General features: G+C 36.1%; 14 protein-coding genes. 1 reads left to right on the top strand and 13 read right to left on the bottom strand.

The features are described 5' to 3' along the window. Positions 1 to 165 precede the first annotated feature (165 nt). Positions 166 to 3,375 carry a DEAD/DEAH box helicase gene (locus ACZ5N5_RS18770; RefSeq protein ID WP_464372892.1) on the top strand — a complete coding sequence of 1,070 codons (3,210 nt, stop codon included), beginning with the start codon at positions 166 to 168 and terminating at the stop codon, positions 3,373 to 3,375. A 271-nt stretch (positions 3,376 to 3,646) separates the two neighbouring features. Here ACZ5N5_RS18770 and ACZ5N5_RS18775 read toward each other — a convergent pair whose 3' ends face one another. From ACZ5N5_RS18775 to fliD, 13 genes are all read right to left on the bottom strand, one after another. Further along, positions 3,647 to 4,804 carry a PDZ domain-containing protein gene (locus tag ACZ5N5_RS18775; RefSeq protein ID WP_464372893.1) on the bottom strand — a complete coding sequence of 386 codons (1,158 nt, stop codon included), beginning with the start codon at positions 4,802 to 4,804 and terminating at the stop codon, positions 3,647 to 3,649. A 134-nt stretch (positions 4,805 to 4,938) separates the two neighbouring features. Next, positions 4,939 to 6,420, bottom strand: a complete 1,482-nt coding sequence (locus ACZ5N5_RS18780) for a S41 family peptidase (protein WP_464372894.1) — start codon at positions 6,418 to 6,420, stop codon at positions 4,939 to 4,941. Positions 6,421 to 6,600: 180 nt separating this feature from the next. Next, positions 6,601 to 7,992, bottom strand: coding sequence for a murein hydrolase activator EnvC family protein (locus ACZ5N5_RS18785; RefSeq protein WP_277678761.1), 1,392 nt, complete (start codon positions 7,990 to 7,992; stop codon positions 6,601 to 6,603). A gap of 126 nt (positions 7,993 to 8,118) precedes the next feature. Continuing rightward, positions 8,119 to 9,012, bottom strand: coding sequence for a permease-like cell division protein FtsX (gene ftsX / locus ACZ5N5_RS18790; protein WP_109983543.1), 894 nt, complete (start codon positions 9,010 to 9,012; stop codon positions 8,119 to 8,121). Beyond that, the gene (ftsE, locus tag ACZ5N5_RS18795) at positions 9,002 to 9,688 is read right to left on the bottom strand and encodes a cell division ATP-binding protein FtsE (protein WP_054859900.1); all 687 of its coding nucleotides are present in this window, start codon (positions 9,686 to 9,688) and stop codon (positions 9,002 to 9,004) included. Before ftsE ends, ftsX begins: the two co-directional genes overlap by 11 nt. 472 nt (positions 9,689 to 10,160) lie before the next feature. Further along, positions 10,161 to 11,265, bottom strand: a protein-coding gene (prfB, locus tag ACZ5N5_RS18800) for a peptide chain release factor 2 (protein ID WP_109983544.1) whose coding sequence is annotated in 2 segments (ribosomal slippage) — positions 10,161 to 11,192 and positions 11,194 to 11,265 — 1,104 coding nt in all. Because the reading frame shifts where the segments join, the coding sequence is not laid out codon by codon here. A 19-nt stretch (positions 11,266 to 11,284) separates the two neighbouring features. After that, positions 11,285 to 13,792, bottom strand: a complete 2,508-nt coding sequence (secA, locus tag ACZ5N5_RS18805; RefSeq protein WP_277678760.1) for a preprotein translocase subunit SecA — start codon at positions 13,790 to 13,792, stop codon at positions 11,285 to 11,287. Positions 13,793 to 14,258: 466 nt separating this feature from the next. Then, positions 14,259 to 14,819, bottom strand: coding sequence for a ribosome hibernation-promoting factor, HPF/YfiA family (gene hpf / locus ACZ5N5_RS18810; RefSeq protein ID WP_054787065.1), 561 nt, complete (start codon positions 14,817 to 14,819; stop codon positions 14,259 to 14,261). 450 nt (positions 14,820 to 15,269) lie between these two features. Beyond that, positions 15,270 to 15,623 carry a flagellar protein FliT gene (gene fliT, locus ACZ5N5_RS18815; protein ID WP_054859898.1) on the bottom strand — a complete coding sequence of 118 codons (354 nt, stop codon included), beginning with the start codon at positions 15,621 to 15,623 and terminating at the stop codon, positions 15,270 to 15,272. Then, on the bottom strand, positions 15,623 to 16,018 hold the full coding sequence (fliS, locus tag ACZ5N5_RS18820; RefSeq protein ID WP_054787067.1) for a flagellar export chaperone FliS: 396 nt from the start codon (positions 16,016 to 16,018) through the stop codon (positions 15,623 to 15,625). The genes fliT and fliS overlap by 1 nt, the downstream gene beginning before the upstream one ends. 15 nt (positions 16,019 to 16,033) lie before the next feature. Next, positions 16,034 to 16,396 carry a flagellar protein FlaG gene (gene flaG, locus ACZ5N5_RS18825; RefSeq protein WP_054859896.1) on the bottom strand — a complete coding sequence of 121 codons (363 nt, stop codon included), beginning with the start codon at positions 16,394 to 16,396 and terminating at the stop codon, positions 16,034 to 16,036. 112 nt (positions 16,397 to 16,508) lie between these two features. After that, complete coding sequence (locus ACZ5N5_RS18830) at positions 16,509 to 16,685, bottom strand: YjfB family protein (protein ID WP_109983546.1); 177 nt, start codon at positions 16,683 to 16,685, stop codon at positions 16,509 to 16,511. 21 nt (positions 16,686 to 16,706) lie between these two features. Beyond that, on the bottom strand, positions 16,707 to 18,767 hold the full coding sequence (fliD, locus tag ACZ5N5_RS18835) for a flagellar filament capping protein FliD (protein ID WP_464372895.1): 2,061 nt from the start codon (positions 18,765 to 18,767) through the stop codon (positions 16,707 to 16,709). Between the last annotated feature and the right edge of the window lie 14 nt (positions 18,768 to 18,781).

Raw genomic sequence — 18,781 nt, forward strand, 5'->3', positions numbered from 1 at the left:
TCCCTCTTTCACCGATTTATTGATTTCATTACTTATAACGTCAACTTTTTCCGATAGTTAAAAATAGCAGTTTATTGATCAAAAGTCAATCATGATGAAATCCGTTATTTTTCTTGTTATAATATAATGATGGTTTGCAAAAGTGTTTGATAAGGATGGGATTTTATGCAACACATACAAATGAACGAACAATCGATTCGCCAATTAACTGGTGATCGTTTTTATCATAGAGGACTTCAATATTATAAAGATGGTAAGGTTTACGGCCTGTCCTACAACCCTTCTACAAATTCGTGGAGAGGATTAGTAAAAGGAGCAAAGGTATATACGATTCGCATCTATTTTACAGACAATTTAGATATAGAAACCACCTGCAATTGTCCAGCATTTGCATCACATGAGACGTGTAAACATATTGCAGCGGTTTTACTTGCTATCACACAGGATGCTCAATCGAATCGAAGGAGATATGCGGTGGACCGTGATACACGTTCCGCTCCTACTCAAGATACAGATTTATTTGCTAAGCAATTACTTCACACCTTCCGTGAACAGAAGAAAGCAGATGGATCGCCACAAATGCTCCAAACCGAATTTCAACTTATTCTAAAACGAGCAAATAAAAATACGCAATATGCCTTAGCTTTAGAATTAAAAATAGGGGACAAGAGACCTTATGTCATACGGGATATTCGCTCTTTTTTTAAGGCATGGCTAATGGGGGAATCCTATAAAGTCAACCATTCCTTTACCTATTTTCCATCCCAACATTTTTTTCCTTCATATGACAAGGAATTAATCGAGCTATTATTGTCCTGTTATGAGCAAGAAAGGCTATTTGGTAATAGCTATACACTAAAAATGGAGCAACCAAGAAGTGTTTATTTACCACCAAGTGTTAGTGATCTATTTTTGAAAAAACTATCGAATACGAATCATACATTTAAACAAGAGCTGAACAGAGAATTTAGTTCGATTGAATTTAGCGAAATGACCGAACAGTTAGAATTTAAAATTGACTATTTACAATCAAATGCTTATTCATTAGAAATGTCTGATTTAAGCTCCTATTATTTTCTGGAAAGCTATCGCTATTTAATTAAAGATCATCATATTTATAAGATGAATAATAAGCAAAAGTTAATTTTAGAGAAGCTATTTCGAATTGTTCCACTTCAATCTAAGAAAAAACAACTTATTTCACCATCTGAAATGGATACGTTTGTTCGAAATGTTCTGCCCCAATTCGAACAAGTTGGGAAACTGGAAATGACAGAACGGATGTCTAAACAATTAAACACAAATCCCCTTAAAGGCAAGGTGTGGGTAGAGGAAGTGGAAGGGGCTATCAGATTAGATATTGCCTTTCAATATGGAGAAACAACTATTTACCCATTAAAAGATGAAATCATTGGGGAAGGAATTGTAAAAAGAGATCCTGTAAGAGAAGAGCAACTAATCCTTCTCTTGCGCGATAGTGGTTTTATCGAGATTAATCAAGCCATGTTTTTGTTTCAAGAGGAAGCTATCTATCAGTTTCTTCACGATGGCTTAGAAGCATTAGAGCAGCTAGCTACCGTCTTGGTTTCATCCCAAGTTAAAAATATGATCATTGATCCATCACATTACACGTTAAACTCTATGGTAGATTATCAACCTTCCGAGGGTATGCTAGATATCACATTTGATATCGAAGGAATTACAGAGGAACATGTCACAAATATACTACAAGCATTAATTGAGAAAAAACGGTTTTATCGAATACCGAACGGCGCATTATTACAACTCGAATCTGAGGATTTCTCATCCTTTCAACGCTTACAGGAGCAATTACATTTAACCAAAAAACAATTACAAGAGGGACAAATCAGTGTTCCCGCAGCAAGAAGCTTTCAAATTGAGGAGCTGCTGGAGGCTAACAAGCATCGTTTCACAGATGCCTTTAAGAAAATGCTAACAGAGCTTAAAAACCCTGCACAATTAGAGTTTTCGCTTCCAGATAAGCTCAAAGCAGAAATGCGTGATTATCAAATTACTGGATTTCAATGGATGAAAACCTTGTCCCATTACCATTTAGGTGGCATACTGGCAGATGATATGGGACTTGGAAAAACATTACAAACGATTAGCTACCTATTATCAGAAGTAGAAATGACAGCAGATCGATATCAGGCATTGGTTATCGCACCGGCTTCCTTGCTATACAACTGGCAAAAGGAAATCGAAAAATTCGCACCAACTCTCAGTTCGGCGGTTATCATCGGTTCCAAGACACAACGGGAAAGCCTATTAGAAAGGAATAAGGATACGAATATTTTAATCACATCCTATCCCACTTTAAGAAAGGATCAAGATTTATATGAGGATAGCAGGTTTGATTGTATTATCTTAGATGAGGCACAAGCCATCAAAAATCACCTAACCTTGACAGCAAAGGCCGTTCGTTCCTTACAAGCTAAACAATTTTTTGCATTAAGTGGTACACCGATAGAAAATTCACTTGAGGAGCTTTGGTCCATTTTCTATACGATCTCACCTGGTCTTTTTGGTAGCAAAAAGACATTCAGCAACCTAGACTCCAGCTATATTGCAAGAATTACAAGACCATTCATTTTACGACGTGTAAAAAAAGATGTATTGGATGAGCTTCCAGAAAAAATCGAGTCTGTTCAATATTCTGAATTAACTAAGCCACAAAAAGAGGTATATTTAGCTTATTTACAACGGATACAACAAAATTTAGATAAAACGATTGAACAAGGTACTTTTGATAGAGGTAAGATAGAGATTTTAGCAGGTATCACAAGATTAAGACAAATCTGTTGTCATCCGAGCTTATTCCTTGAAAATTATCAAGGAAGCTCTGGAAAGCTGGAAGAATTATTAGAATTAGTGAAAGATCTGAAATCTCAAGGAAAAAGGGCGCTTATCTTTTCTCAATTTTCGAGTATGCTTACAATTATACGCAATGCACTAGAAGAGGCAGAAATTAATTGTTTTTATCTCGATGGATCGACACCATCTGATCAACGGATGAAAATGACCGAGGCATTTAATGAAGGGGAAAATGGATTCTTCTTAATTTCATTAAAAGCCGGTGGTACAGGTCTAAACTTAACTGGTGCAGATACAGTCATCTTATTCGACCTCTGGTGGAATCCGGCAGTAGAGGAACAAGCAGCAGGTCGCGCCCATCGCATTGGACAGAAAAATGTGGTCCAAGTCATTCGCTTTATTACAGAGGGAACGATTGAGGAGAAAATCTATCAGCTCCAGCATAAAAAACGGGAATTAGTGGAGCAAATTATTCAGCCTGGCGAAACCTTATTATCCAAACTCTCCGAAGACGAATTAAAAGAATTGCTACAATTTTAAACTTGAATATGGAATTGCTCCCGAAGATTAGATATTTAGTCTAATTTTTGGGGGTAGCTTATATTCGAGGATTTTTTTTATAATATAATTTGACATAATGAGTTGTTGCAAGGCAGGATAAAAGAATTTATCTTGGTTAAAGTAGGTTTGATTAGTGAGATCACCAAGATAAAAAAATATATCTCGGCTATACCCAGCTTGCTTACTGAGATAACCAAGATATAGACTATTTCTAGATTTTATCAAAAGCGTCGACCTATCAGCACACATGTTATTCTTTTACAAATAACGCTCCGAGCTCATGGTGCTCTCCTTCATAAAGGGCAGCCTGCGCAAATCGCACCTCTCCATTAGTGTCTTTAATCGAAAGCTTGCAAAATGCACGATTTGCTTGTACTGCGTGATAAAACTGATTTTCTGTTTCTACTTTTTCTCCATTAACCTTCACAATTCGTTCACTTGGCTTCAATCCTAAGGTAACAGCAACCGTTCTTGGTAGGACACCAAGAACCATGACCCCTTCTCCCCCAAGCTGAAAAACAGAATCCTGTTCTTGATCATGTAGTCGAAAGCCATATTGGATAATAAACCTTCCAATCATCGAAACTATAACGGCAATCAACGAAATGAGCGGATAAAAATATCCGGCAATTGCCAACAACACGATGACGCCAGCTAATAGCATGACATTTCTAGCAATCCACCTGGCACCCTTTACAGGTAAAATATTGCTCACTGCATGCTCAAAACCAATAATAAACGGGATCAGCATTAAACCATAGGATTCTCCTCCAACATTTAGTACTGGCCACCAATCTGCAAAAGGCTCAATTGCACCAGACGGTAACAAACAAAATAAAGGGACAATCGTTGCTTTTTTAATGCGATGTCTACCTAGATTCTTTCCACGTTTACTTTTCGTAACTTCTGGATAGGTGTCCATTGTTTTCGTTCGGTATAATAAGATACTTTCGATTATAAGTAATGCAGCAATTAAATATGGTATGTACATAAAATCAATATTGCTCAAGTCTTTCCACCAGCTTACAGGTAAGATAGCTTCGCCAAACACGTCTAATAAATAAACCATAATTGTTAGAATTCCTAATGTATAGCTTGCTGACAAGAAAAAAAATCGTTTAAATAACGATAATACGATCATAATAATCGCCAAAAGATATACAACAGGAAAGGTTACAGTAAGTCCAAGTCCTACTACTAAAATGGATAGAAGCAGTCCACTTATAATGGAGAAGGCCCATGTTCCCTTAGCCTCATGAAAATAAGAAAATACTTTAGTACCAAAAGTAGCTCTTTCTTTCTTCATTCTAAAATAGCTACTCCACCATAGTAATATTAGAAACCAGTACAAAAATGGCTGTGCAAACATTCTTATAATAGCTAAGCCCACTTCTATGATCCATTCCAACATGACCCACCCCTTCCGAACAGCTTGTACTCTCTATTATGATAAAAAAATTAACTTTTGGCTACCCCTAAATTGCATTTATCCAAAAATTAAAGAAGTGAAGGAAACAATAGTCTCCTTCACTTTATATTGGTTTATTTTGTGATTATTTCTAGGGCTTTTTCTAACTGTAGATCGTCTTCCCCATTTCGAATATGTTCCATTAGTTCTGATTGTAAGACTTCAGCTGTATTTTGGTCTACTTGACCTGTTGCTTCTAGATCATTATCTGTCTGGAATGCCTTCACTGCAGACGCTGTTGATTCATCAAAATAGCCATCATTTCTATCGACTTCATATCCTAACCCATCTAACATAATTTGCAAGTTCTCAATACTTGGATCACTTTCGTCAAGACTTAAAGGATCGTCTTCAATTTGAATTGGATTAGCATAGTAATAGTCTGGCATTTTTTGTTCAACCGTTGGTTCCACCCCTTTTTCATGAATCCAGTTTCCTTCTGGTGATAACCATTTAAAACGAGTTAACTTAATCGTAGAACCATCGCCCATAGGCACTGTTTGCTGAACGGTACCTTTACCAAAAGAAGTAGTTCCAACAACCTCATAATTTAATGCTTCCTTTAAAGAAACTGCTAATATTTCCGAGGCAGATGCACTACCTTCATTTATTAACGTAACAACTGGATAATCTTTTGGTGACTCTAGCTTAGAAAAATACCTTGATTTTTTACCCGTTGGATCTTCAATCTGTAGGTAAGGTGTTTCTTTTGGAACAAACATTTTTAAGAGTTCCTCCACTGTTGGAAGTAAGCCACCAGGATTGCCACGAACATCGATAATGAGTCCATCCATTCCTTGTTCCTCTAGCTTAGTTAGTTCTTTTTTAAAGTCACTAGCTGTGTTCTCTGAAAACGAGGTAAGCTCCAAAATACCAATTAGTTTTCCATCTACCTCTTTTGTATCCACATATACCGTTTCTAATGGGATAGCATCACGGGTTATTTCTAATTCAATGAGTTCTTCAACTCCAGGTCTCCGAATTTCAAGACTAACCTTAGAGCCCTTCTCTCCTCTAATTTTGTTCACTGCTTCCTGCAAATCTAAACCTTCTACACTATTTCCATCCACTGTAATAACTTGGTCATTTGGTTTTAATCCGGCTTTTTCTGCAGGAGAATCTTTTATAGGTGCAACAATGGTAACATTTCCACCGACCATGGAAACCTCTGCGCCGATTCCTTCAAAGGAGGATTCAATTTGTTCATTAAATTGCTCCATGGTTTCTTGATCCATGTAGGAACTGTAGGGATCCTCTAAGGAACCTAGCATTCCTTGAATCGCACCTTCAATTAGCTGTTTATCTTCCACGTCTTCTACATAATTTTCTTTAATGACGGTAAATGCATTCATTACTTTTGACATTTTCCCCATGTTCTCTTGTATGGACTCTTGTTGATCAGCCAATTCTAATAAAAGATCTTGATCTGAGCTAGCTGCACCATTATCTAGTATTTCAAATTTGGATAGCAATTGAACACCAAAATATGTACCAAACCCTCCAATAAAAATTGCTACCACTACAATTAAAGCAAAATATCTTTTCTTTATATTCATTGTTCCACCCCATACGATACAATTAATTTAATTCCTTGTATTCAAGCTTATAAAAGCCTTTCCTATTTTATACTATTATTTCATTTATATTTTTAGTATAAAAATTCTCACATTATATATTATGACCGTTTAAAAAAGACATCACAAGTATTTTGTGATGTCTTACTAGTATTTATTTCTTTATGGTAGATAATTCGCTGGATTTACTCCCCCATGATAGCTCCATTTTCCAATATGAACTTCAAAGTGTAAGTGACTACCGTAAGAGTCTCCAGTATTCCCCATCCCGCCAATTTTTTGACCTTGGGAAACATTCTGCCCAGCACTTACACTTATGCTATTTAAGTGTGCATAGACCGTGGTTAGATCTAAAGCTGTATGATAGATATAAACAACATTTCCATAGCTTGAAGAGTAATTGGCTCTTGTCACTACACCAGATGCTGCGGCATGCACTGGAGTTCCTACACTATTCGCAATATCTAATCCATAGTGGAAGCCACCACCATTAAAAGAACGGTAACCATATTCTGAAGATCTTCTTCCGGTTGTCGGCCATTGTAAACTACCGCTACCACCTGCTGATAGGCCTGATCCTCCAGAAGAAGATGGGCTATTAGAAGATCCGCTACTATTTGATTTTTCCTCAGCTAATTGATTAATCTTCTGTTGTGCTTCTTTCTTTGCTTTTTCAATGATTGCTGCTTGATTTGCTAAGGTTTCTTGTTGTTCAGCCAAAGACATTTTATGACTATGTAATTCTTGCTCTTGTTGCTCTAGGTCACTCATTAAATCCTGCTTTGTATCCATCTGTACATTTAAATCTGCCTTAATTTGATCCAGCTCTGCTTTTTGGGTCTCAAGATTCGCTCTATCTGCCTCTAATTCCTTTTTATTCGCTTCTAGAGATGCTTTTTCTTGTTCGATTTCTTTCTTGTTTGCTTCTACCTTTTTCTTATTTTCACTTAATTTTTTCTTATCAGCTTCTTGATCTTCCATGATTGTTTTATCGGAATCCATGATCTTATTTACCGCTGTGGCACGATTAATAAAATCACCAAAGCTTTGTGCACCAAAAATGACTTCTAGGTAACTTATATTTCCACCATTTTGTTGAATAGAGCGCAATCTGTTTTTTAAAAGTTTCTCACGCTCTTTTATCTTCTCTTCTAGTATTTTAATTTCTTCTTCTAATGCTTTTATTTCTTCATTCAAGGTATTGATTTTTTCTTCTGTTTCTTGAATTTCATTTTCTGTTTGTGTAATCTTACTAGTTGTTTCAGCAATCTCTTGCTCTTTTGCCACTAATTGTTGTTGAGTAGATGTTAATTCAGAATCAATTTGATTGATTTCAGAGTTAGTCTCTGCTTGTTTTGCTTGATTTTCCTCTAACTCCTCTTCTGTTTCGCTTACTTTACCTTCTATTTCACTTGATTCACTCTCCACACTTTTTTTATCACTTTCTAAATCATTGATTTTATCCTTTAATTCATTTACAGATTCAGCTGAAACTGTACTCGAAGCACTAAATATGAATAATATAGCAAAAATCATTGTGAATAGCTTCTTCACACCTATTCTCCTCTCTTCTTGTAAAACATTTCTCGTCTTTATATGTAATAATTCGTGTTGTTCTATGTTTCTATGAGGAAAGCGATTCTAAAGCAAGTTCCTGCTTGCTTTAGAATGCTAATTAGACTAAACTTTTAGGAATTTTCGTACACTCATCAAGCTTCCCCAAACACCAATGGAGACTCCAATAGCGATAATTAGTCCTGCCACTTGAAAAGCAAATGGATTAAATGGAAGTATTTTTACAAAATTAAATTGCTGCAATAGCACTAGATTACCTGATAGATAGTAATATCCTATCATGATGATAGCTATTGGAATAATACTTCCTAGTAGACCTAGAATCATTCCTTCCACAAAAAATGGCCAGCGAATAAACCCATTCGTTGCACCTACTAGTTTCATAATCCCAATCTCTTTTTTCCTTGCTAAGATTGTAATCTTAATAGTATTGGAGATTAGGAAAATAGCTGTAAAGACTAATGCTGCAATTAATACAAGACCAATATTTCTTGCATATTGATTAAATGTGAACAATTTCTCCACATAGTCTTGTCCATAGTTAACCTCATACACGCCATTCAATTCTTCTATTTGACTTGCAACCTTTTCCGTATCTGTAGGATCTGTTGCTTTAACGATAAATACATCATTCAAAGGGTTATCTTGTTCATACAAGCTCCATGCCTGACCTTGTTCCCCCATGCTCTCAATCAGATTATCGAGTTCCTCTTCCTTTGTCGAAAATTCTACTGTTTCTACTTCCTCAATGCTTTTAATATTCTCTTCTAGTTGATCTACCTCTGTTTGTTCTACTGTCCTGTCAATTAGTGTTTTAATTTGTACATCATCTTCCAATGCTCCAGCTATGTGATTCAAATTTAACATCACAACTAAAAATACGCCTACGAGAATCAAAGTTGTCGTCACTGCGCCTACTGATGCTATTGTCATCCAACCATTTCTAACTGTATTTTTCGCGCCTTCTTTTAGGTGTCTTTTTAGTGTATTAAATTTCATAGCCATATTCACCTCGATGCTCATCACGGACAATAACGCCGTCTTCCATTGCGATTACACGTTTTTTAATCGTGTTTACGATCTCTTTACTATGAGTCGCCATGATGATCGTTGTTCCACTTGCATTGATATCTTCTAAGATGTGCATTATTTCCCAGGAAGTATTTGGATCAAGGTTACCTGTTGGCTCATCTGCAATTAATATACCTGGGTGATTGACTATTGCCCGGGCAATAGCTACCCTTTGCTGCTCTCCACCAGATAATTCATCTGGTATAAACCTCGCTTTATTTTTCAATCCTACTTGATCTAGCACATTCATCACTTTTTTACGAATGCTCTTTGGATTTTCCTCTATTACTTCTAAAGCAAAAGCAATATTTTCATAGACTGTTAGCTTTGGTAATAATCGAAAGTCTTGATAGACAACACCAATATTCCGTCGAAAATAAGGTACTTCTTTCCATTTGAGCTTCGTTACGTCTTGATCATTGACTAGTATTTTACCCTTCGTTGGGATTTCTTCTCTGAACATTAATTTGGTGAAGGTAGATTTCCCTGCACCACTATGCCCTACTATGTAAACAAATTCACCTTGCTTAATGTTCACACTTATTCCATTTAGTCCGACTACTCCGTTCGGATAAGTCATGTATATATCTTGCATCTCAATCATATATAAAATCACCTTTTTATTAATTTTAGTCATATTTCGCAGCATTTACCCAAAATATGATACATTCAAACCTCACAGTTGCAATTATAACATTTTTCGCGCAGAAATTCGGCTAAATTTTTATTACATTTGTGTTTCGTTTGATAGTTCTTTTTACCCAAAATCACAATAATAGTAATAAAGAACCATGAACTTATGTTCTTTTTAGGATAAATTCCCAATAAAATTAGAGCTTCATTGTATTTCATTAAATAATTACAATACTTTGCAATATGGAGAATATTTTCCCAGTCATTCTATATGTATAAAGAACTAGTTTCAATTACCTGCTTTTAGACCATATGTAAAGATTACCATTATGGAGTTTTTAGAGGAGAACCTCCTTCATCGCTGTTTATTTTCTACAATTTATGTATCTATTCGACAAAAAGCTGCAAGCCCACAAAGGTGGGATTGCAGCTTTTTCTTCCTATTAATTATTCATGACAGATCGCAAATAGGCGTCAATAAAGTTATCAATTTCTCCATCCATTACTGCCTGAGTATTACCAGTTTCGTGATCAGTGCGATGATCTTTCACCATTGAGTACGGATGGAAAACATAAGATCGTATTTGACTTCCCCAGCCTATTTCCTTTTGTTCTCCACGAATTTCATTTAATTCTTGTTGCTGTCTTTCTATTTCAAGTTGGTATAGTTTTGCTTTTAACATTTTCATTGCTTGATCTCTATTTTTAATCTGAGATCGCTCAGATTGACAGGTTACTACTGTATTTGTTGGTAAATGTGTAATTCGAACTGCTGAATCTGTTGTATTTACATGCTGTCCTCCCGCACCACTAGAACGGTACGTATCGATTTTCAAGTCTTCTGTTTTTATATCGATATCAATATCATCATCTAATTCTGGCATCACATCACAGGAAACAAAGGAAGTGTGTCGACGGCCTGATGAATCAAATGGCGAAATACGAACAAGTCGATGTACCCCTTTTTCAGCCTTCAAATAGCCGTAGGCATTATGCCCTTTGATTAATAATGTCACACTTTTCACACCAGCTTCTTCGCCAGGTAAATAATCCAATGTCTCAACTTTAAAACCTTTTGCCTCTGCCCATCTTGTATACATTCGAAGTAACATACTAGCCCAGTCCTGTGATTCCGTGCCTCCAGCACCTGGATGCAATTCCAAAATGGCATTATTCTTATCATAGGGTTCACTCAATAATATATATAATTCATATCGATTGAGTGATTCCGTTAAGTTAACGACATCCTTTTCAAGCTCTTGATGTAAATCCTCATCCTCTTCTTCTTTTACTAGTTCATAAGAGACTTCTGCATTTTCAAGACTTTCCTCATTTTTATCAAATGTTTGTACAAGTTCTTTTAAACTATTTGCTTCATTAATAATCTTTTGTGCTGTATTTTGATCATCCCAAAAGCTTGGGTCTGTCATTATTTCTTCTAATTCAGCGATGCGAGCACGTTTCGTCTCTAAGTCAAAGAGACCCCCTAAAGTCCGCTATACGTTTAGCCATTTTATCTAGTTCTTGTCTAATTTCTACCAATTCCATCTTTCCACCTCATTTATGTTTACTTACCATGGCATTGTTTATACTTTTTACCACTACCACATGGACATGGATCATTTCTACCCACGCTCTGTGCTTTTACATAAGGTTTTTTTACTTTTTTCTTCTCTTCTCCACCTGATACTGCTTGTGTATCTTTTACCACAGCTTCCCGTTTTAAATTCTCCCGTATCTGTGCTTTCATTACATATTTAGCAACCTCTTCGTTTATAGAAGCAATCATTTGTTCAAACATAGCAAAGCTTTCCATTTGATATTCTCTAAGTGGATCATTTTGTCCATATGCTCTGAGATGGATACCTTGACGTAATTGATCCATTTGATCGATGTGATCCATCCATTTCGTATCAACCGTACGTAACAGGATAACTTTCTCGAATTCACGCATTTGTTCAGGCGTAAGCTCAGCTTCTTTTTGGTCATATTTTTCATGTACTTTTGCTAATATCGTATCCTGAACCTCAGATTTTTCCTTCCCTTTTAGGTCGGCTTCTGTTATCCATTCAGGCTCTAATAGGGTTGCATGGATATACTCTATTAAACCAGAAATGTTCCAGTTTTCAATCTCTTCTTCCGGCATATACATATCAATCGCTGCTTCCACTGTTGTTTCAATCATTTGTTCAATGATTTCTCGCAGGTTATCAGATTCAATAACATCAAAACGTTGCTTATAAATAATCTCACGCTGCTGACGTAAAACATCGTCGTAGGAAAGAATTGTCTTACGAGCATCAAAGTTATTCCCTTCTACTCGTTTTTGTGCAGATTCCACTGCACGGGAAACCATTTTACTTTCAATTGGTTGCGAATCATCCATGCCCAGTCTTTCCATCATGGCTTTCATATTATCTGAACCGAATCGACGCATTAATTCATCTTCCATAGACAGATAAAATTGAGTGATACCGGGGTCTCCTTGACGACCAGAACGACCTCGCAGCTGATTGTCAATTCTACGAGACTCATGACGTTCTGTTCCTATGACAGCAAGTCCACCTAATTCCTTTACCCCTTCACCTAATTTAATATCTGTACCACGACCTGCCATATTGGTAGCAATCGTAACAGCACCTTTTTGGCCAGCATTTTCAATAATCTCAGCTTCGCGGAAATGATTTTTTGCATTTAAAACATTATGCTGCACACGAGCACGAGTGAGGTATTTTGAAATTAGCTCAGATGTTTCTACAGCCACTGTACCAACTAATACTGGCTGTCCATTTTCGTGTCGACTTTTTATTTCTTCTACAACAGATTTGAATTTACCTTCCATTGACTTATAAATTAAGTCTGGCTTATCATCACGAATAATCGGCTTATTCGTTGGGATTGCTACGACATCCATATTATAAATATTACGGAATTCCTCTTCTTCTGTTTTTGCCGTACCAGTCATCCCTGCTAATTTTTTATACATTCTGAAATAGTTTTGGAATGTAATAGAAGCAAGTGTCATACTTTCATTTTGAATTGGTAAGCCTTCTTTAGCTTCAATGGCTTGGTGAAGACCATCACTATAGCGGCGTCCTTTCATTAACCGTCCAGTAAATTGGTCAACAATGACTACTTGTCCTTCCTCCACAACATAATCCGTATCACGATGCATAGATACATGTGCTTTTAATGCTTGATTAATATGATGCGTTAATGTCACATTATTTAAATCAAAAAGATTCTCTATGTTAAAAAATCGCTCGGCTTTGTTCATTCCTTCTTCTGTTAGTTGAACTCCTTTTGATTTCACATCATATGTGTAGTCATCTTCATTTTTCAATGTTCGGACAAAAGAATTTGCTTGTTGGTACAATGCTGCAGACTTTTGTGCTGTACCTGAAATAATTAATGGAGTTCTCGCCTCGTCAATTAAAATGGAGTCTACTTCATCAATCACTGCAAAATTAAGCGGTCTTTGGACCATTTGCTCCTTATAAAGCACCATATTATCACGCAAGTAGTCAAACCCGTATTCATTATTCGTACCATACGTAATATCTGCTTGGTATGCTTCTCGTTTTTCTTCCTTAGAGAGACCGCTTTGATTCAATCCAACAGATAGTCCTAGGAACTCATATAATTCTCCCATCTCACGTGCATCACGATCTGCTAAGTAATCATTGACCGTAATAACATGAACACCTTCACCTGGTAATGCATTTAAATAGACCGGCATAGTGGAAGCTAATGTTTTCCCTTCCCCTGTCTTCATTTCCGCAATATCCCCGTGGTGCATCGCAATCGCACCAAGAAGTTGCACATGGAAAGGGCGCATCCCTAATACTCTTGTAGAAGCTTCTCGAACTACTGCATAGGCTTCTACAAGTAGATCATCTAATGATTCACCATTTTGATACCTTTCCTTAAATTCCACTGTTTTATTTTTTAATTCTTGATCAGACAATTGCTGCATTGTTGATTCTAATGCATCAATTTCTGTTGCTATCTTCTCTAAACTTTTTAATTGTCGTTGATTTCCATCACCAAAAACTTTTTTCATTAATCCACGCATTCTAGCCGCTCCTCTTTTCTACCAGAAAGTTCAATTACGTCTATCTTATATCATAACATTTGCATGAATAAAATGACAAGAATCCTACGATATAAGTCCTTATTTATAAATTGCGTCAACACTATCCTAATCTCAAAGATGGTTTAAGCTATGTTAAAACAAATGCACGATCTGAGGAAAAGAAGTAGTCGAAGGAAGCGACTACTTCTTTATATAGAGAAGGTTGAAATTGGAGGAGCAAAAACACCTTCTCTGGAGAGGAAGTAAATTAGTTATACCACGTTTATTTCTAAGAGCAAAATAGACAAATAGCGATTTTTGACGTATTCTCATTCTACAATTTCATCTTATGGACATTAGAAAAGGAAAATAGAATGGTCATATTCTAGCTAAAAAAAAGCAATTTGATCATAAAAAGAGGTGGCCAACTCTAACTAGAATAGGCCACCTCTTCTCTATTATTTATTTAACTTGGTTCGATCAAGCCGTAACGGCCATCTCTGCGCTTATATACTACATTGGTATTTCCAGTAATGGCATTTTCAAAAACGAAGAATGCATGTCCTAACATATCCATTTGTAGAACCGCTTCTTCTGAATCCATTGGTTTTAGATCAAACCGTTTTGTTCGGACAATTTCAATTTCATCATCATCAAACTCATCTTGTTCCTTTGTTAGTACCGCTTCCTTCTCCAATTCAGCAAAAACATGCTTAGGAGCTCCTTGCTGACGGAATTTACGGTTTACTTTTGTTTTATGCTTACGAATTTGCCTTTCTAGTTTGTCAACAACAAGGTCAATAGCTGCATACAAATCCATGTGCTGCTCTTCTGCACGAAGCAAAAGATTCGTCATCGGAATTGTTACCTCAATTTGTTGCTCCTCATTATAGACACTTATATTTACATTTACATCAGAAGTAGGAGTGGAATCAAAATATCTTTCTAATTTCCCTATTTTTCTCTCAACATATTCCTTAATAGCTCCTGTAACTTCTACATTCTCACCACGGATGTTGTATTTCATAAAAAGTGTCCTCCTTTCAAACTATAAAGCTATATAAGCTATATATCTATAATACCACACTTGAGATAGAATAAACGAGCAATATGTCAAGATCATTCAAATAATTTTTACAAAAACTTAACTCAGCCATTAAAGTGATCTTTAAGGAAAGCCTTAAAATTGAATTACGCTCGTACATCTATGTTATTAACGTCATTTTAAGCAAAGTCCCAGCCAAAAATGATGCTTACTCTTGCTATAAACACCATTTCAAGCTAAAACCCAGTCGAAAATGACTCTTATTCTTGCTATAAACACCATTTCAGACTAAAACCCAGTCGAAAATGACTCTTACTCTTGCTGTAAACACCACTTCGTCTATTCTACAGCCCAAAATGACTTTTACTTTAAGGATGTCTTCTATACAAAAAAGCCTTGCTTCCTATAATGGATGCAAGGCTTTGAACATCATCACTTTTTAGAATCCATGAATCTCCCATCAAGTGTGGATATACTTTGATAAGGATTTAAATATTTTGTATTTGATCTTTGTTGCTTTTTATTATTGCGCATATCCTTTTTTATGCTTTGAAAAAGCTGCTGCAGCTTGTCATTTAGCTGTCGGTCAAGAATCACTGTTTGCTTCCCAAGCTCTTCTTCCTCTTGCGTATATGGTGGTTTAATTTGTTCCATCCATTGTTGTCTATTGTCGATCATTTCTGTGATATGGTCAATTAATTCCTTGCGTTTTTGGCTACCTGATGGAACATTTAGTAAACTTAGCATCTCTTTTGTGAGCTGATAATATTTTTGAATGGCTTCCATTATGCTTTAGCACCTTGCCCGTATTGTCTTCTACGTTCCGTTTGAATGACTTCCTTCCATGTATCACGAAACTGGCGAATAATCTCTTCAGCCTCCGATAACCTCTCTAGGTCATTATGGACATTTGCTTGGGTCAATGATTGGTAAGCAAAATCATATAATGGTAGCATTTCTTGAGAAATTGTAGCCTTCGGATTCAGTGTTACCATTAATTCTCGTATAATATTTTGAGATTTTTGTATATATTCATTCCGTACTTGATGATTATTTTCTTCGATTGCTTTTCTAGCTTGCTTTATAAATTTCAAGCATCCATTATAAAGCATTAAGGTTAGTTCTCCTGGAGTTGCTGTTGTAACTGAATTATTTTGGTATGCTTGATATTGTTTAGCCATAAATTGAACGCTCCTCTATATTTTTTCGTCAACGATAAATCCCATTAATTCCGCCATTGAGGCGTACACATCCAATAATTTTTTCGGAGGAATTTCTTTTACAACTTCATCTGTCTGAGAATCCACAATGGTAACATAATATCTATCCAATTTTTCATGAAATTCATAGCGAATACTTGTATCATATGGTTCTAAAAAAGAATTAAGTCCATCCACTAAATCCTTTGTTTCTATCATAGAAATTTCATCATTATCTGAATTAGGTTGTAATTCATCACTCTCTTTTACTTTAGAACTATCTTTTGGAAGCAAAGATATATCTTGTGCTGATTCATGCTGAGGGGAGAGAGTTCCAATGTTCATTTTACTTATATCCATAACAACAATCATCTCCTCTTACGCCATTTAATTATAGTATCGGTTAAAAGTATTATTTTGTTAGCTTCTGATAGAAAAATCTAGAGCAACTTGAGCTCTAGATTTTTCAGCACTATCCTTTGATGTCAATGCTACTTCCCAGATGAGGTTGCATGGATTGTTCTAGCATTTTTATCATTTCGTTCGAATCTACTTGTTGCTCATTGATTGCTTTCTTTAATACGGCAATACTGGCCTCTTGTTTTACCTGTGCTTGATTCATTGCAATCGACATTGCTGCGATATCCATAAAAATCCCTCCCTATTATCTTTAGCTCATTCCGCCTCCAAATTGTTGCATTAAATAGCTTGATTGCTGATTATATCGTGCAATGGCTTGCTCCATTGCTGTAAATTGTGACCAGTATCTTTCCTCCACTTGTGCTAAACGATTTTCAAAATTAGAAATTCGATCCTCGATATCTTCTAGATTTCGGCCGATCGTAAATTGGTAATTCGTTGCGGTTGCTCTGCCGGCTCTTTCGTAGATTTTATCCATCGCACCTTCTACGGAATCTGTCAATCTTCTAACAATTCCTTTTTCACCATAGGAGTCTCCATCTCCACGGAAAAGGTTTTCTACTGCATCAGGGTCCGCTTCAATGGCTTCTTTTAGCTTTGCTTCATCAATAACGAGCTTACCGCCCTCCATGTAGTTTTTTGTGGTAGTAATTCCGATCGCAGCTAGCTGATTGAATACACCTGTTGATTCATCATTATTGACTGGTGTGTAAAAATCCCTTCTCATTTCTGATAATACACTCTGAAGAATTGGGTCTCCTTTTAACAAACCACTCTTTGCCATTGCCTCCCAATCTTCCTGTTGCTTTTCTGAAAGAGACTCTCTTTCTTCGTCTGTCAAAGGCTTGTAATCTCGGTGGTACTCTTCATTTAATTTATTATTAATATTGTCTATTAAAGTATTATAGGTTTCTACAAATTCTTTAATATTTTCGAATACTTCTTCCGTATTATTGGTAACCCCGATCGTTACTGGCTGTGCACCGTCTACCTCGTCAAAGGTTTGTTTAAGACTAAATGTCACTCCATCGATTTGGAAACTATTTGAATGTCTTTCTGTACTTAGTCCATTTATCGTAAACTTAGCATTTGTTCCTTCCTCATAATTGGTTCGGTTATTTGAAAATTGCAACACAGAGGTCATGAAATCTCCACTTACTTGAATATCCTCTGTGGTAGAATCAAAATCTCCTGTTTCTGTTCTAGATAAGGTCAATTGGTCAGAGAAAGAATCATACATCATAGAAACACCTAGCTTTGCACTATTGACTCTGTCCACGATTTTATTTAATGATTCATTTCCTGAAACGATAAAATTCCGGTGTGTTTCTCCATTAGCAGTGCTTGCACCAATTGAAAAGGAAGTATAATTTTGCTGGTAGGTAACACTAATATCAGTAGTTTCTGTCAGCTTTTTGTCAAATGTAATGGCACCTGAATTTGTGTTGATTTTCCCTATTGAATTACCCGATCCATCTACTAAAGCATATTCGTTCGTTCCTGTTGATGCCCCGATAGAATAGTTTGTCCCATTAACGGTTAAAGAAAAATTGCTATCAGCTACAATCGATCCACCATCTAATTTATAACCATTAGAGCCTTCCGACAAGGTTGTATCAATTGTTTTGTTATCTTTCACATATTGAGCACTAATGGTATCACCTGTTTTTACTGCACCATCAGCAAAAGTTAATTCCCCTGTACTAGCATCAAAATATACTTGATTTGCTTCTAAATTATTTGCGGAATCAACTACCTCAAATCCTTTTCCATTGACTTGGATATCTAGTGATGTATCGACATCATACACAATATTGTCATCCAACTTAACAGTCTGTCCTGATTCCACTTTAATATTTTTCTTCTCGATAACCCCTTTATTCCATGTTAAATTATTAGCTAGTTTGTCAGCTTCATTGTACAAGCTTTTGGATGCATCTATTTTATTCGTTTGGTCACTAGAGATTTTCCCATCATTTACCCATGACGCAGCTGTTGCTAGTTGCTCCACCTTAGAAATTTCAAAAGATGTCTGATTGGCAGCACTAGATGCTACAGCAGTAATAAAATCTTCATTCGATGATGTAACTTGTCGAGCACGAAATCCCGTTGTTAATCTCATATTAAATAGTGAATTATCTCTAAAATCTAATAACAACGTATTGATAGAACGATAATCATCACGTTTCCATTCTAAGACTTGCTTTTCTTGCTCCATTTTTTGCAATGGAAGTCTTTCTACCTTCATTAAATCATTTACGATTGACTCAATGTCCATTCCGCTTGCAAATCCACTAATTCTCATCTTCATTCACGTCCTTTTTA

Source organism: Gracilibacillus sp. JCM 18966 (assembly GCF_055392695.1).

Excerpts from the sequence above, each read along its gene's own strand:
- ACZ5N5_RS18770 (WP_464372892.1), top strand. The coding sequence starts at position 166 with ATGCAACACATACAAATGAACGAACAATCGATTCGCCAATTAACTGGT.
- flaG (WP_054859896.1), bottom strand. The coding sequence starts at position 16,396 with ATGGATATAAGTAAAATGAACATTGGAACTCTCTCCCCTCAGCATGAA.
- ACZ5N5_RS18830 (WP_109983546.1), bottom strand. The coding sequence starts at position 16,685 with ATGGATATCGCAGCAATGTCGATTGCAATGAATCAAGCACAGGTAAAA.
- ftsX (WP_109983543.1), bottom strand. The coding sequence starts at position 9,012 with ATGAAATTTAATACACTAAAAAGACACCTAAAAGAAGGCGCGAAAAAT.
- hpf (WP_054787065.1), bottom strand. The coding sequence starts at position 14,819 with ATGAAATACAACATCCGTGGTGAGAATGTAGAAGTTACAGGAGCTATT.
- secA (WP_277678760.1), bottom strand. The coding sequence starts at position 13,792 with ATGCGTGGATTAATGAAAAAAGTTTTTGGTGATGGAAATCAACGACAA.
- fliS (WP_054787067.1), bottom strand. The coding sequence starts at position 16,018 with ATGGCTAAACAATATCAAGCATACCAAAATAATTCAGTTACAACAGCA.
- ftsE (WP_054859900.1), bottom strand. The coding sequence starts at position 9,688 with ATGATTGAGATGCAAGATATATACATGACTTATCCGAACGGAGTAGTC.
- ACZ5N5_RS18780 (WP_464372894.1), bottom strand. The coding sequence starts at position 6,420 with ATGAATATAAAGAAAAGATATTTTGCTTTAATTGTAGTGGTAGCAATT.
- fliD (WP_464372895.1), bottom strand. The coding sequence starts at position 18,767 with ATGAAGATGAGAATTAGTGGATTTGCAAGCGGAATGGACATTGAGTCA.
- fliT (WP_054859898.1), bottom strand. The coding sequence starts at position 15,623 with ATGGAAGCCATTCAAAAATATTATCAGCTCACAAAAGAGATGCTAAGT.